Annotated in this window: 17 protein-coding genes; 6 read left to right on the top strand and 11 right to left on the bottom strand. The window is 62.2% G+C overall.

Going from position 1 to position 14,140, the window contains the following annotated elements:
- The first annotated feature begins 48 nt into the window (after positions 1-48).
- Both PMI07_RS33080 and PMI07_RS35510 read left to right on the top strand, forming a co-directional pair.
- Positions 49-876: an aldo/keto reductase gene (locus PMI07_RS33080; RefSeq protein WP_007764446.1), complete on the top strand. Its 828-nt coding sequence runs from the start codon at positions 49-51 to the stop codon at positions 874-876.
- Positions 877-946: 70 nt separating this feature from the next.
- Complete coding sequence (locus PMI07_RS35510; RefSeq protein ID WP_007764442.1) at positions 947-1,123, top strand: hypothetical protein; 177 nt, start codon at positions 947-949, stop codon at positions 1,121-1,123.
- A 39-nt stretch (positions 1,124-1,162) separates the two neighbouring features.
- On the opposite strand, the gene PMI07_RS33085 is transcribed toward PMI07_RS35510, so the two are convergent.
- From PMI07_RS33085 to PMI07_RS33100, 4 genes are all read right to left on the bottom strand, one after another.
- Entirely contained in the window at positions 1,163-2,197 is a 1,035-nt protein-coding gene (locus tag PMI07_RS33085; protein ID WP_007764439.1) for a magnesium transporter CorA family protein, read from the bottom strand.
- A gap of 318 nt (positions 2,198-2,515) precedes the next feature.
- The gene (locus tag PMI07_RS33090; protein WP_007764437.1) at positions 2,516-2,800 is read right to left on the bottom strand and encodes an acylphosphatase; all 285 of its coding nucleotides are present in this window, start codon (positions 2,798-2,800) and stop codon (positions 2,516-2,518) included.
- Positions 2,801-2,974: 174 nt separating this feature from the next.
- A complete protein-coding gene (locus PMI07_RS33095; protein ID WP_007764435.1) occupies positions 2,975-3,364 on the bottom strand; it encodes a hypothetical protein in 390 nt (129 codons plus the stop codon).
- A 90-nt stretch (positions 3,365-3,454) separates the two neighbouring features.
- Positions 3,455-4,435, bottom strand: a complete 981-nt coding sequence (locus tag PMI07_RS33100; RefSeq protein ID WP_007764432.1) for a YihY/virulence factor BrkB family protein — start codon at positions 4,433-4,435, stop codon at positions 3,455-3,457.
- Positions 4,436-4,551: 116 nt separating this feature from the next.
- Here PMI07_RS33100 and PMI07_RS33105 point away from each other — a divergent pair, with 116 nt between their 5' ends.
- Entirely contained in the window at positions 4,552-6,126 is a 1,575-nt protein-coding gene (locus PMI07_RS33105; protein ID WP_024164393.1) for a helicase HerA-like C-terminal domain-containing protein, read from the top strand.
- Between the two features lie 192 nt (positions 6,127-6,318).
- Here PMI07_RS33105 and PMI07_RS33110 read toward each other — a convergent pair whose 3' ends face one another.
- Positions 6,319-6,624, bottom strand: coding sequence for an alkylphosphonate utilization protein (locus tag PMI07_RS33110; RefSeq protein ID WP_007767444.1), 306 nt, complete (start codon positions 6,622-6,624; stop codon positions 6,319-6,321).
- Between the two features lie 332 nt (positions 6,625-6,956).
- Here PMI07_RS33110 and PMI07_RS33115 point away from each other — a divergent pair, with 332 nt between their 5' ends.
- Complete coding sequence (locus tag PMI07_RS33115; protein WP_245277263.1) at positions 6,957-8,624, top strand: carboxylesterase family protein; 1,668 nt, start codon at positions 6,957-6,959, stop codon at positions 8,622-8,624.
- A gap of 75 nt (positions 8,625-8,699) precedes the next feature.
- Here the strand turns inward: PMI07_RS33115 and PMI07_RS33120 are convergent, their stop codons facing one another.
- Complete coding sequence (locus tag PMI07_RS33120; RefSeq protein WP_037088804.1) at positions 8,700-9,095, bottom strand: helix-turn-helix domain-containing protein; 396 nt, start codon at positions 9,093-9,095, stop codon at positions 8,700-8,702.
- Between the two features lie 126 nt (positions 9,096-9,221).
- Here PMI07_RS33120 and PMI07_RS33125 point away from each other — a divergent pair, with 126 nt between their 5' ends.
- Positions 9,222-9,980 carry an SDR family oxidoreductase gene (locus PMI07_RS33125; RefSeq protein WP_007767438.1) on the top strand — a complete coding sequence of 253 codons (759 nt, stop codon included), beginning with the start codon at positions 9,222-9,224 and terminating at the stop codon, positions 9,978-9,980.
- Positions 9,981-10,024: 44 nt separating this feature from the next.
- On the opposite strand, the gene PMI07_RS33130 is transcribed toward PMI07_RS33125, so the two are convergent.
- The 5 genes from PMI07_RS33130 to PMI07_RS33150 all read right to left on the bottom strand — a co-directional run bounded on the left by PMI07_RS33130 (position 10,025) and on the right by PMI07_RS33150 (position 13,595).
- Entirely contained in the window at positions 10,025-10,555 is a 531-nt protein-coding gene (locus PMI07_RS33130; protein WP_007767432.1) for a dihydrofolate reductase family protein, read from the bottom strand.
- Between the two features lie 87 nt (positions 10,556-10,642).
- Positions 10,643-11,200: a dihydrofolate reductase family protein gene (locus PMI07_RS33135; protein WP_007767431.1), complete on the bottom strand. Its 558-nt coding sequence runs from the start codon at positions 11,198-11,200 to the stop codon at positions 10,643-10,645.
- A gap of 240 nt (positions 11,201-11,440) precedes the next feature.
- Positions 11,441-12,253: a VOC family protein gene (locus PMI07_RS33140; RefSeq protein WP_007767430.1), complete on the bottom strand. Its 813-nt coding sequence runs from the start codon at positions 12,251-12,253 to the stop codon at positions 11,441-11,443.
- A 59-nt stretch (positions 12,254-12,312) separates the two neighbouring features.
- On the bottom strand, positions 12,313-12,783 hold the full coding sequence (locus tag PMI07_RS33145) for a DUF1579 domain-containing protein (protein WP_081761038.1): 471 nt from the start codon (positions 12,781-12,783) through the stop codon (positions 12,313-12,315).
- Between the two features lie 50 nt (positions 12,784-12,833).
- The gene (locus PMI07_RS33150) at positions 12,834-13,595 is read right to left on the bottom strand and encodes a thioredoxin family protein (RefSeq protein ID WP_007767428.1); all 762 of its coding nucleotides are present in this window, start codon (positions 13,593-13,595) and stop codon (positions 12,834-12,836) included.
- A gap of 57 nt (positions 13,596-13,652) precedes the next feature.
- Between PMI07_RS33150 and PMI07_RS33155 the strand changes: the two genes are divergently transcribed.
- On the top strand, positions 13,653-14,108 hold the full coding sequence (locus PMI07_RS33155; RefSeq protein WP_037088892.1) for a MarR family winged helix-turn-helix transcriptional regulator: 456 nt from the start codon (positions 13,653-13,655) through the stop codon (positions 14,106-14,108).
- Positions 14,109-14,140 lie beyond the last annotated feature (32 nt).

The following is a 14,140-nucleotide window of genomic DNA, read 5'->3' on the forward strand; positions in this document are numbered from 1 at the left end:
GCCTCATTTGGCCCGGCCGTTTGCCGGGCTTCCCCATAGGAGTTCAAGATGTTCACAGTCAGCGCCAATGGCGCCAACATCCCTGCCCTCGGCTTCGGCACGTTCCGCATGCCCGACGAGGACGTCGCCCGCGTGCTGCCGGAGGCGCTCAAGCTCGGTTTCCGCCATGTCGATACCGCGCAGATCTACAAGAACGAAGCAGCCGTCGGCGACGTGCTTTCCAAGTCCGGCATTCCGCGCGCCGACATTTTCCTGACCACCAAGGTCTGGGTCGACCGGGTCGGCCATGATGCCTTCATCGCCTCGGTCGACGAGAGCCTCACGAAGCTGAAGACAGATTACCTCGACCTGCTGCTCCTCCACTGGCCGCAGAGCGAAATGCCGCTCGCCGACCGCATGGGCGCGCTGAACGCGCTGAGAAAGGACGGCAAGGTGAAGAATATCGGCGTCTCGAATTTCTCGACTGCGCTGATCGCCGAAGCGGTGAAGCTGTCGGACGCGCCGCTCGCCACCAACCAGGTGGAATACCATCCCTATCTCGACCAGACCAAGGTTCTTGCCGAGGTGCGCAAACATGGCATGTCGCTGACCTCCTATTACCTGATGGCGAACGGTGCGGTGCCGGGCGACGCGGTGCTGAAGGACATCGGCTCCAAGCACGGCAAGACGGCCGCGCAGGTGGCATTGCGCTGGGCGATCCAGCAGAAGGACGTCATCGCGCTTTCGAAAACCGCGACCGTTTCCCGTCTGCCGGAAAACTTCGACGTGTTCGATTTCGCCCTGTCGGAAGACGAGATGTTGGCGATCCACGCGCTCGCCAAGCCGGCCGGCCGCATCGTCAACCCGGGGCACCTTGCGCCGGAATGGGATGTTTGACCTTCATCGACAAAGCCGACACGATGCGCCGGAGATCTCCGGCGCATTTTTCGTTTCCAGAGGAAAGCCAATGACCGAGAGCAAAAAGCCTACGGCCCACAACTCCCTGGCCATTGAGGATGACGCGCCAGATTTGACGGAAAGCCCGTGGGCGGAAAAACTCGCGGCGGCGCCGGTCGTCCCTGGTCGTCCGGGCTGGCAGTCCCGTATCAACGACGTCCTGAGGGCGTGGCTCGCAAGGAGATGAGAAAGGCCGCCGGAAACATCCGGAGGCCTTTCTTGTTGTTCAAAGCCAGCCTCTCCGCTTGAAATACAGATAGGGCATGGCCATCGAGAAGATCATCAGCACGATCGCGGCGTGATAGCCGTAGTGCCATTGCAGTTCCGGCTGGTAGGCGAAGTTCATGCCGTAGATCGAGGCGACCAGCGTCGGCGGCAGGAAGACGACCGAGGCGACCGAGAAGATCTTGATGATCTGGTTCTGCTCGAGATTGATCAGTCCCAGCGTCGCATCCAGCAGGAAATTGATCTTGCTGGACAGGAAAGCCGAGTGATCGCCGAGCGAGGTGGCGTCCCGCTGCAGCAGTTTCAGGCGCTGGCGCAGTTCCTTCGACAGCTTGCGATCGACGCCATCGAGCGCTGCGTAATAGGCCACGACTCGGCTGACGCTGACGAGGCTTTCGCGCACCACGGTGATGAATTCGCCCTTCTGGCCGACCTCACGGATGAGGTCCTGCAGGTCGCGCGTCTTCTTGTTGGCCTTGGCCGCCTTGGTCGAAAAGACTTCCTGCGAAATCTGGTCGATCTCGGTGCCGAGCCGCTCCAGCGTATCGGCCATGCGGTCGATGATCGCTTCGATCAGCCCGGTCATGATCAGTTCGCCGTAGCTGCAATGCAGGCCGGCGCCGTTCGGCTTGCGGGCGCGCGCCATGAACGCATCAAAGGGGCGCGGTTCGGCATAACGGACGGTGACCAGAACCTGGCCCTTGACGATGAAGGTGACGGGAACTTTTCGCGGCGTGCCGGCATCGGGCCTGGTCAGCACCGTCATCGTCATGAACTCGGCGCCATCCTCCTGGTAGAGGCGGGCGGAGAGCTCGATGTCCTCCATCTCGTCCATGGTCGGCACGGTAATGCCAAGGCGCTCGCCGACCATGCGCTCTTCTTCCGATGTGGGGCTGACAAGGTCGTACCAGACGACTGCGGGGGCGGGCGTGACCGGTTCAGACAGGTCGGATGTTACCGGTGCTGCGGCAACGGCGGGCATGTCGGAAGCGACTGCGACGAGGCGATCAAGGTCGTAGGCATGGATGCGCAGCATGGCGGCTCCTTTTCGGACCATCGGTCCCCTCGGAGCGCGCATCCTTCAAGAAGGACTAGAGCCCCGCAGAGACGGGTCGGTATGATGACGTCGAACTTCGACTGTCGGGGTTCATCTCAATTTGTCCTTTGAAAGAAGGACGCCTGGACAGGCGCCTCTCACGCGTGAAATGTGCCTTAAACGGCGAAATGTCAATGGCTTTTCTGTCGCAGTTGCGAGGCCGGAAACAAACGAATCCGGCAGGCTTAACTCTCGCCGCTTCGGTCGAACAATGAAGGAAGGTCAGCCCCCAGAGCCAAACCGAATGACCGACCGGGGTCATCTGGTGATACGGAAGCCGACCGGCTTTTCCGCGAGCACCGTCGGCTGTCGCTCCACGCCGGAAACCGATGCGCCAGGCGGGCCATGCCGGAAACGCTCGAGTATTTGCGATATACCGGCGGCTGGTCCCGCAATCAAAGCAAGGACGGATCCATCCGGGTCATTGCGGACCCAGCCGGTCAAACCCAGCCGTTCTGCTTCGTCACGCGTCCAGGCACGGAAACCGACGCCTTGTACCCTTCCCGTTATCCGCACCATGGCGGCCTCGTCATCATCGGACATCGCAACCTCCCATCTTGGGGCTACTCTCATTGACATGGAGAGTGCGAAACCCAGGACAAGCCTGCAAGGTGCCGACAATATTCGATTGGCCCCTCGCCGGTCTCATTGCCCTGGATCCGACAAAAAAGCCGCCGGCCTCGCAGCCGACGGCTTGGAAGTGTCGAAGGAAGCGGATCAGACGAACTGGCTGAGGCCCGGAACCGAAGCGATGACCGTATCGACGACCTCGTCGCCGGCATGTTCGCGGGCGACTGCCATGGTTTCCTTGGCAAGGCCGGTGATCTCGCCCATGCCGAGGCCTTGGGACATCAGCTGCTGGCCGAGCGCCATGACGCCGCCGCCGAAGCTTGCCATCAGGCCGCCGAGGAGACCGCCGCCGCCGGCACCTTCGCCGTTGAACTTGGCGACGAGTTCGGAAGCGCCCGGGATAGCCTCGATCATCTTGGCAACCGCGCCGTCATCGGCCTCGCGCTGCAGGAAACCGAGCATCATGCCGATCGCCTTTTCGGCGACGTCAGGGGCAATGCCGACATTTTCGGCGACGCGGGAAACCAGTTCGTTCATCAATCTCTCCTCGGGGTTTTGACGTTCACGTCAAGGTAATACACACAGTCTTTGCCGAAGCCAACAGGGAGCCGGCGGCATCCCAAACCTTCAGCCTCCGGAACGCTCGCCCACCGTGTCCGCCATGTAGGCGCCGCGGGTACCCATCGGCTTCGGCTTGCCGGTGGTCGAATCGCGGGCCGTCTGGTGTTCGAGCTCGGCATTGATCTCGGCACCGACGATGACGATGATGACCGATATCCATGTCCAGACCATGAAGCCGATCAGCGCCCCGAGCGTGCCGTAGGTGGCGTTGTAATCGGCAATATTCCCCAGATAGAAGGAAACTGCAATCGATGCGGAGAGCCAGGCAACAGTCGAGAACGCCGCACCCCAGGTGAGCCATTTGAGCCTTGCCGGCTCGCGGCTGGGGCCGAAGCGGTAGAGCATCATGATGCCGCCGGTGACGAACAGCATCATGACGGGCCAGCGCGCCAGACGGATGATGATTTCCGTCCACCGGTCGAGCCAGAGATAGCGCAGCACCGCCGGCACCACGCCCATGGCAAACAGGATGACGATCGCCAAAAGCAGCGCGCCGAGTGTGAACAGGAGCGAGATGAGGTTGAGGCGCACGATGCTGCGCTTTTCCTCTTCCGCATAGGCGACGTTCATCGCCTCGAACAGCGCTTTCATGCCGTTATTGGCGCTCCAGAGCGCCAGCGCCAGGCCGCCGATCAGGGCGATCGACAGTGTCGCATTGCGCTCCGTGGTCAGCGCCCGCAGCTGGTCGAGAAAGATGTTCAGGGCATCTGCCGGCATAACCGAGCTCAGGAACGTGATGCGGTCGACGATCGCCGCCGGATCCGAGACGAAACCATAAATGGAGACAAGCGCGCTGGCGGCCGGAAACAGCGCCAACAAAAGATAATAGGTGACCCCGGCGGCAATCAGCGTGATGCGATCCTGCGCGAGGCTTCCATACACGCGCCAGAAGACGTCCTTCAGGCCGGGAGGAGGAATATCCTCGGGAGAATCGGCCTCACGGCCCCTGTTCTTTTCCAATGCGGGGACCGTTTCGCCGATCGTCATGCTACCCAACTTTCCTGTCGCGGGCGGGGTCGGACCGATCTCGTTGCCGTTGCCCGGCGCCTCCGCACATCCTATAAGCAATGGGCAGAGAACGCGGTCAGGGAGCGCATAGTTGCATGGACGATACGGGAAAGCTCTTCATCGGCGGCAGCCGCAAGCCGGACGATTCGCTCAACAAGGCTGAATATCTGGAACTGAAGTTCGGCAATCGCCACGGCCTCGTCACCGGCGCCACCGGGACCGGCAAGACGGTGAGCCTGCAAGTGCTCGCCGAAGGTTTTTCGAAGGCCGGCGTGCCCGTCTTCGCCGCCGACATCAAGGGCGACCTGTCCGGCATCGCCATGAAGGGCGAGGCCAAGGATTTTCTCCTGAAGCGCGCCGAGCAGATCGGCTTTGCGGATTACGATTTCGAACAGTTCCCGGTGATCTTCTGGGACCTGTTCGGCGAAAAGGGCCACCGGGTGCGCACCACCATCGCCGAAATGGGGCCGCTCTTGCTGTCGCGCCTGATGGATGCGTCCGAGCCGCAGGAAGGCGTCATCAACATCGCCTTCAAGATCGCCGACAAGGCGAACCTGCCGCTGCTCGACCTCAAGGATTTCGCCTCGTTGCTCAACTACATGGCCGAGAATGCCAGTGAGCTGTCTTCCCAGTTCGGGCTGATCTCGAAAAGCTCCGTCGCCTCGATCCAGCGCGGGCTGCTGGTGCTGGAACAGCAGGGTGCCGAGCATTTCTTCGGCGAACCGGCGCTGAAGATTTCAGACATCATGCGCATCAACCCGAACAGCGGTTACGGGCAGATCTCGGTGCTTGCCGCCGACAAGCTGATGATGAACCCGCGCCTCTATGCGACCTTCCTGCTCTGGCTGCTCTCGGAACTGTTCGAGGAACTGCCGGAAGTCGGTGATCCGGCCCAGCCGAAACTGGTGTTCTTCTTCGACGAGGCGCATCTGCTCTTCAACGACGCGCCGAAAGTGCTGACCGAGCGCGTCGAGCAGGTGGTGCGCCTGATCCGCTCCAAGGGCGTCGGCGTCTACTTCGTCACCCAGAACCCGCTCGACGTGCCGGAAACCGTGCTCGCCCAGCTCGGCAACCGGGTGCAGCACGCGCTGCGCGCCTATACACCGCGCGAGCAGAAGGCTGTGAAGACGGCCGCTGAAACGTTCCGCCCCAACCCGGACTTCGACTGCGCCACGGCGATCACCAATCTCGGCACCGGCGAGGCGCTGGTCTCGACGCTCGAAGGCAAGGGTGCGCCTTCCATCGTGGAACGCACGCTGGTGCGCCCGCCATCCGGCCGCATCGGACCGCTTTCCGACCAGGAGCGGCAGATGATCATCGACAAGAGCCCGGTGCTCGGCCTCTATGACGAGGATCTCGACCGCGAATCCGCCTTCGAAATCCTCGCCGCACGCGCCAAGCAGGCTGCCGATTCCGCCGCCGCCAAGAAGGCGCAGGACGAGCTGCAGTCCGCCCCGCCGGCCGGTTCCGGCGAGACGACGGGCTGGACCCTGCCGGGCTTCGGCGGCAGCAAGGACGACGACAACGACCAGGGCCGCGCCCAGCCGCGCCGCTCCGGCTACCAGCGCGAGACGATCATCGAAGCGGCGATGAAGAGCGTGACGCGGACCGTTGCCACCCAGGTGGGACGGGCGATCGTGCGCGGGATTCTGGGGAGTTTGAAGCGATAGGGGGCGTTTGGGGAGCTGGCGACTTGAGGCTTCTTCTCCCCGGCGGGGAGAAGGTGGCCCGAAGGGTCGGATGAGGGGGCCTTCACCGCGGGCTCTGCCTTTCGCTTCTCGCCCAAGGCGTCACTTCGCTCCTCCCCTCATCTGCCCTGTCGGGCATCTTCTCCCCAGGGGGAGAAGAGAGGGGATAAGCTCTCACCGCTTGCGCACAAATTCCGTCCGCAGCACAAGGCCCTTGATCGCCTCATGTCGGCAGTCGATTTCTTCCGGATTGTCGGTCAGCTTGATCGACTTGATGACCGTGCCCTGCTTCAGGGTCTGACCGGCGCCCTTGACCTTCAGATCCTTGATGAGGGTGACGGAATCGCCGTCCTTGAGGACGGTCCCGGATGCGTCGCGAACCTCGACAGCACCTGCGCCTGCCGCCGCAGCCAGTTCCGAGGCCGGGCGCCATTCGCCGGTCACTTCGTCATAGACGTAGTCGTCGTCATCGCCAGCCATCGGCTTTTCTCCTGAACAAAACGCCGGGTCGGCGGTTGGCCGCTTATAGCAGCCGAGATGCCTGGAGCAAGCCCGAGAGCATGTCGGCAGGGAACCGGTTTGCTACCTTGGCGCGATAACTTTTTTGCGGCACCGATCGGAAATCCGTTCGGCAGGGCGCGGGTCGATTGACGCTCCGGCGGGAGCACACTAGCTCGTTGACGTCGCAGTCGCCCGCCAGTCAGCCGACCTGCCGGTCAGCCGATCCGCGCGCGACCCGCGGCCTGGAGGACATGGGAGGAGAAACAATGTCTCACCAAGCGAGGCACCTGCGGGTGCGCATGAGTATGCTTATGACGCTTATCGCCCTCGGCAGCACCGCCGCCAACGCCCAATCGAATGCGCCGCCGTCAGCGGACGGAGTGGGCATCGTGAAGGTGGAAGGCGGACAGGTCAGCGGCGTCGCGACCGATGTCGGCGGCGTACAGCTCTTCAAGGGCATTCCCTTCGCCGGCTCGACGGCGGGCAAGAACCGATTTCGCGCGCCGCAGCCGGTCGAGCCCTGGGAAGGGGTCAGGAAGGCGGACAGCTGGGGCGATCAGACGATGCAGGACATCACGATCAATCCGGTCGGCGGCTTCTGGGGAGACGAATTCTATTTCGATCCCGCCTTCATGCCCAAGGCCAGCGAAAGCGGCCTGAACCTCAACATCTTCACGCCGGCCAAGACCGCTGGCGACAAGCTGCCGGTCTATGTGTGGATCCATGGCGGTGGCAACGATCACGGTTATGCGTCCGAGATCGAGTTCTACGCGTCCAAGCTCGCCGCCCAGGGCGTGATTGTCGTACCGATCCAGTATCGCGTCGGGGTGTTCGGCTATCTCTCTCTCGCCGAACTCTCCAAGGAGGATCCCGACGGCATTTCCGGCAATTACGGCAGCCGCGACATCATCAAGGCGCTGCAGTGGGTAAAGGAGAACATCGCGGGCTTCGGCGGCGACCCGGCACAGGTGACGATCGGCGGGCAATCGGCGGGATCCACCAACGTGGCGGCGATGCTGCGCTCGCCTCTGGCCAAGGGGCTGTTCAAGCGCGCTGTGATCGAAAGCACGACGAGCATGCTTCCCCAGCCTTTCCCGGCTCAGGAGGAGCGCGAGAAGAAGAACGCAGCGGCGATCGAGGAGATATTCGGCAAGCCGATGAGCCTTGCCGACCTGCGCGCCTTCCCCGCAGAGGATTACCTGACGAAGAAGACCAAAAGCGGGGCCACGCTCTACAACGCCCTCAAGCAGGCCGTCATGACGCCGCCCTTCACGCTCGACGGCAAGGTGTTCACCAAGGAAACGGTCAACATCATCCGGCCCGGCGCACTCGACGGCATCGGCGTGATGATCGGCGGCACGTCGGACGAACTGACCTCGCTTTCCGGTCCGCTGCCCTCCGGCGCGCAGCCGCCTGACGGGACGATGACGACCGAAGAGTTCGACAAGGCTATGCAGGCCGTCTATGGGGACGCCTACAAGAAGGTCTACAGGCCGTCCGATCCGCGCGATGCCTATCGCCTGTATCTTCGGTCGCAGGCGGACTACCGGATCCAGGCCTCGCTGATCGCGGCGGAGTACATCAAACGCCACAACAAGGACTCGGATGTCTTCGCCTTCTACTTCAACCACCGGCTTCCCGGGCGCAATACCGAGTTCTACGGCTCGTTCCATTCGTCCGATCTCTGGTACTTCTTCAACTCGTTGCGCGAGGCGCCGGGACATCGCGGCTGGACAGGCGCCGACTACCGGATGGCCGAAACCATGTCGACCTACCTCGCCAACTTCGTGAAGACCGGCAATCCGAACGGCGCCGGCCTTCCCGAATGGCAACAGCCGGTGAAGAGCACGGCGTTCATGCGGTTCGCCGACGGCTACGCCTATCCGGTGAGCTCGACGCCCTATCCGGAACGGGATGCGCTGAACCGGGCGACGGTGCTCAAGAAGAACAACATGACGGAAGCCGATCTCAGCCAGTAGGAAACAGCAATCCGCCGCGCCCGATCGGGTGCGGCGGATTGGCATGATCCCAGCCGACAAAGCCGGGATTGGGCCTCAAGCGCCCCCGTTGCGCTCCTCGAAGGCCTTGCGCGCCGCCTCGATATCGGCGTGGCGGACCGCGGCCCATTCCCAGACGCTGCAGAAAGCGGCGCTGAGGCTTCGGCCGAGTTCGGTGAGGGTGTATTCCACCTTGGGCGGGATGACCGGATAGACCGTGCGCGAGACGAAACCGTCGCGCTCCATCTGCCGCAGCGTCTGGGTCAGCATCTTCTGGCTGATGCCGCCGGTCAGCTTGCCGATCCGGGTGAAGCGCAGCGTGCCGTGTTCTTCCAGCACTTCGAGGATCAGCATGGTCCATTTGTCGGCCACCTGGCCGATGATGCCGCGCACCAGTTCCTCCAGGACCGGATCGATCTCATCGGGGATCTCGCGGCCCGAGGGCGACCGCATCGGCGTTCGAACTCCCTGATCCACAGTCACTCTCCTTTTGGTGCGTATAAATCTTTTGGGTGCCTTCTTACGAATAGAGATTGATAGCCGTATTTTCCGGTCACGCAACACGGAAAGACAACGACCATGAAAATGAACGGCAACACGATCCTCATCACCGGCGGCAATTCGGGCATTGGCCGGGCTCTGGCCGAAGCGTTCCATGCGCTCGGCAACCAGGTGATCATCACCGGCCGGCGCCAGTCGACGCTCGACGCGGTGACGGCCGCCAATCCCGGCATGAAAGGCATGGTGCTCGATCTTTCCGATGCCGAGGGCATCAAGGCATTTTCCGCCGCGCTGGCGGCCGCCTATCCGTCACTCAATGCCATCATCAACAATGCCGGCATCATGGTGCCGGAACATATCGGCGCGGGTTCGGACTATCTCTCGACCGCCGAGGACACGATCACCGCAAACCTGCTCGGCCCGATCCGGCTGACCGCGGCGCTGCTGCCGCAGCTCAGAACCCAGGAAGATGCGGCGATCCTCACCGTATCCTCCGGCCTCGCCTTCGTGCCGATGGCGCTGACGCCGACCTATTCGGCCACCAAGGCCGCCATCCATTCCTATTCGATGGCGATTCGCCAGCAGCTCAAGGATAGCGGGCCGCAGGTGATCGAGATCGTGCCGCCCTATGTTCAGACGACGCTGATGAGTGACCGTCAGGCGAGCGATCCCAACGCCATGCCGCTTGCCGATTTCATCTCGGAGGTCATGGACATCCTGGCGACGCAGCCGGACGTCAAGGAAGTCGTCGTCGAGCGCTGCAAGCCGCTGCGTTATGCGGCCGAGAACGGCAATTTCGACGCGATGTTCAACGGCATCAACTCGATGAGCCACTGACTACGGACGCGCGCTGGCGGGCTGATAGCTGACGAGACACGCGATCAGGCAGGAATGTATGTCAGCCTGATCACGTCCTCGCCGACGTGATCGGTGGAGACAAGGCGGAGCGGTGGCCGCGGGCCGGCGAAGAACGGCTTGCCGCGCCCCAGCACGACGGGGTGGAAATAGAGCCGATACTCATCGACAAGACCAAGGTCGGTCAGGCTTCGTGCGAGGTCCGGTCCGGATACTGAAATCTCTCCAGCGAGCCGAGCCTTCAGGTCACGGATCACCGCCTCGACGTCGTCCTCGACAAGGGTGGCGTTGGGGCCGACCGACTTCAACGAGCGCGACACGACCCATTTCGGCAGGCGCCGCCATGCCGCCGCGAACTCGCGGTGTTCAGCACTCCACTCGGGACGGTCCTCGTCCCAGTAGCGCATGGTCTCGTACATGCGGCGACCGTACACACTGCCCGTCAGGTCGCGCACGTGCTCTATCCAGTGGCGAAAGAGTTCGGGGCATGTCGACATTTCCATGTGGTCGACATAGCCGTCCAGGGACTGGTTCATTCCAAAGACAAGCTTCGCCATGCTGCAAAATCTCCACCGAGGGTATTCGGAATAACTTGAGGCGACATGACGCCACTTGAGGTCGGGGGCGAAACGCCCTTCTATCCACTAGCTGCCGTTCACGACGTCGTAGCGCATGAAGACGGTGCCGTTTGGGAAGGGCACCTCTTCGATGCGCGCGAGTTTCATCTTGTTGCGCGTCTGGAACATCGGCGTACCGTCACCGACCGCGACGGGCACGTAATAGATGCCGACCTCGTCGACCAGGCCGGCATCCAGATAGGCGGCGGCGAGTGTCGGGCCGGACACGAAAATGTCCCGTCCGGTTTGGATCTTCAGGTCGCGCATCGCCTCGGTATCGAGAGAGGGCAGGATTTTCGTACGCCGAGTCTTCGGCTCGGTCAGTGTCTCCGAGACGACGATCTTGTCGGTTTGTCGCCAGAGCTCGGCATATTCCGCCTCAAACGGCGTCCCGCCCTGGTAGGTCTCCCAGATCGCCATGGTTTCGTACATGCGCCGGCCGTAGACGGCGAGGCCACAGCGGCGCCCCTCCTCATTGGCATGGCCATGCACTGCCGCATCGATATGTCCCCAGTCGAAATCACCCGTGGCATCGTTGATATAGCCATCGAGCGAGATCATCATCTCGAACACAAGCTTTGCCATCGGTTCCTCCTCAGGCGACCGTGATCAGCGAAGCGGTCGATTCGTCCGGCATGTCGATCGGGATGTCGATCGGGATGTCGTGGCCGCAGGCACGCTCATGCACGGCCCATTTCGCACATCAGTTAATCAGGCCGCACGATTGGGGAAACCCTCACCCTTTGGGGCATGCCTTCGCGTCTTTTCAACGCCTCGCATGCACTTCAGAGTGAGGGCTTCCACCCGCCAAACAGACTGCTCTGCCTACTTCTTCGCGGAGGTCAGTGCGAAGAAGGCGCCCTGCGGATCGAGCGCCTGGACGATCCAGGAACCGCCGGGAACTTCCATCGGGCCGTGAACGACCTTGCCGCCGCCTGCCGTCAGCCGGGCGATTGCGGCGTCGATCGAGTCGACGATGAAATAGTAGCACCAGCAGGCCATCGGCACTTCCGCCGGCTTGGTCATCATGCCGCCGATCTGCCGGCCGTTATGGGAGAAGATGTGGTAGGTGCCCATCGGCCCCATGTCGAAATCATGGTCGAGCTTCCAGCCGAACATCTTGCCGTAGAAATCGACCGCTTCCTTGCCGTTGCCGGCATAAAGCTCGCGCCAGCCGACATTGCCGACGGCATCCGGGGCGAGTTCCTGCGGCGGATTTTCCATCGGCAGCGGCGTCATGATGCAGAGAACCGCACCATGCGGATCGGCGACGACCGCAAAACGGCCGATGCCCGGAATATCTTCCGGCTCACGCTGGACGCGGCCGCCATTGGCGACAAAGTCCTTGGCCATCTGGTCGACATCGTCGACCGCGACATAACCGGTCCAGTTCGGCGGGATCTTGCCTTCGAGTTCCGGCGGGAAGTTCATCATGCCGCCGATGCCGGGGCAATTGTCGCCTTCACCCATCTCGAACAGGTAATAGGCGGGCAGGTCGGGCATGCTCATCGCCTTGACCTTCCAGCCCACCACCGACGAATAGAAGTTTCCGCCGGCATCGGTGTCGGGCGTCATCAGCTCAACCCAGATGAATTTGCCATGGGTCTCGGATCGAGATCCGGTAACGGTCTGCAACATGGTCGTCTCCTCTACGAGTTACTGCGTCGACCGACGCGTTGAATTGGACACACGCAGGCTCAGCGCTTGCGGGCGTAGTTCGCCTCCATGAACTGCTTCCAGGAACCGTCCGGCTGTTTTGCGCTGGAATTGAAGGTGCGGTGATCGTCGTCCGTGAAGATGATCTGCTCGCGGTAATCGCCGATCTTGCCGGGCTCGGCGAAATCCGGGCCGGTCGTGTAGAGATTGAGCGTCGATCCGCCGTCCGATACTTCGCCCTCGTAGACCCACAGATGGTTCATCATCGTGCCGAGCCAGGTGCCGACATATTTGCCCTTGGCCGGATCGTAGCCGAGGGTGAGGATGGTGGTGGCGGGGCCACCGCCGCCGGGCATCTCGCCGCTGCCTTCGGCGACGAACCAGATGCCGTTCAGCGACCGGCAGACCTCGATCCATTTTTCATCGTGGCCCATGCTGGTGGACGTCACCTCCCAGAGGCCGACCATCCTTTCCAGAAAGCCGTGCTCGGTCTGAGGCTTGGGCATTTCCATCATGCTCATCGTCTTTTCCTCCTCTTTTCAGACGTCCAGAATGAACCCGTTCAATGGCAGCAGGATGAAGCCGCCTCTTCCGGTTTCTGTTCGTATTCGTCGTGACGCTTGACGAAATTCATCGTCGAATCCTCGTTGCGACCAAGCGGCGCCCGGTCGAGGATCATCAGCGTGCCGATCAGCTCTTCGCCGCCGCGGGCATAGGTGGAATAGGTATGAAATACCTCCCCCGCCTCGTTCCTGTAGAAGGCTGACAGGCCCGGCAGTTCGTCATGCGCCTCGGACGGCGGGACTTCGCGGAAGTTATAATACACCTTCTCCTTGGCGAGGTCCTCCCTCGTAAAGGAAACGTGATAGTCGAAGTTGAAATCACTGCCGAAGGACGAGACCCAGGGGAATTTCCAGCCCATGCGCTTTTTGTAGGCCTCGATCTTGTCGAGCGGCGCGCGAGCGACAGTAACGTAGGTGACGTCGTGATTGTTGAGATGCACCAGCGCGCCATCGACATGGTCCGACTGGAAAGAGCAGCCGGGGCAGCCGGCCTCCCAGTCCGGGCCGAGCATGAAATGGTAGACGAGCAACTGGCTGCGGCCGTCGAACAGTTCGGCGAGCGACTTTTTGCCCTTGGGGGTGTCGAAGACATAGTCCTTGTCGACCTTCACCCAGGGCATGGCCAGGCGTTCAGCGCGCACCTTGTCGCGCAGACGGGTCTCTTCCTTTTCCAGAGCCAGCAACTTGCGCCGGGCCTCCAGCCACTCCTCGCGGCTGACGACCGGGTTCTGGGGCGGGTTCTTCGATGCGGTGACATCCATGACAGGCCTCCTCCTATGCTTGACAGAATAGGTTGATATCAACATACTCTTCCCATGCTGTCAAACTCTCCGACCATTGACGTGATTCCCTTTTCGACCACGCTGCATGTGCGCGACACGTGCCTCTGCCTGCATGTGCAGCGGGCGGCGCGGGCGCTTGCCCGGCGTTTCGACAATGCGATGAAGCCGATCGGGCTCACCAATGGGCAGTTCTCGCTGATGATGTCGCTGAACCGGCCGCAGCCGGCGCCGATGGGCCAGGTCGCCACCCTGCTCGCCATGGACCGCACGACACTGACGGCGGCGCTCAAGGTGCTCGAACGGCGCGGCCTCGTCGAAACCACGGTCGACCCGAAGGACCGGCGCGGCAAGCTTTTGCGGCTGACGAACGACGGAATGACCATGCTGTCGGCCGCACTTCCGATCTGGATACGGGTGCATGCGGAGATCGACGCCGAGCTTGGCGAGGGCGGGCCTGAAGGGCTGCGGGCGACGCTGGGCACCATCAAATAAAAGAAAAGCCGGCACGACGGCCGGCTTTCCAT

Origin of the sequence: Rhizobium sp. CF080, assembly GCF_000282095.2 — a bacterium.
Classification (GTDB): Bacteria; Pseudomonadota; Alphaproteobacteria; order Rhizobiales; family Rhizobiaceae; genus Neorhizobium.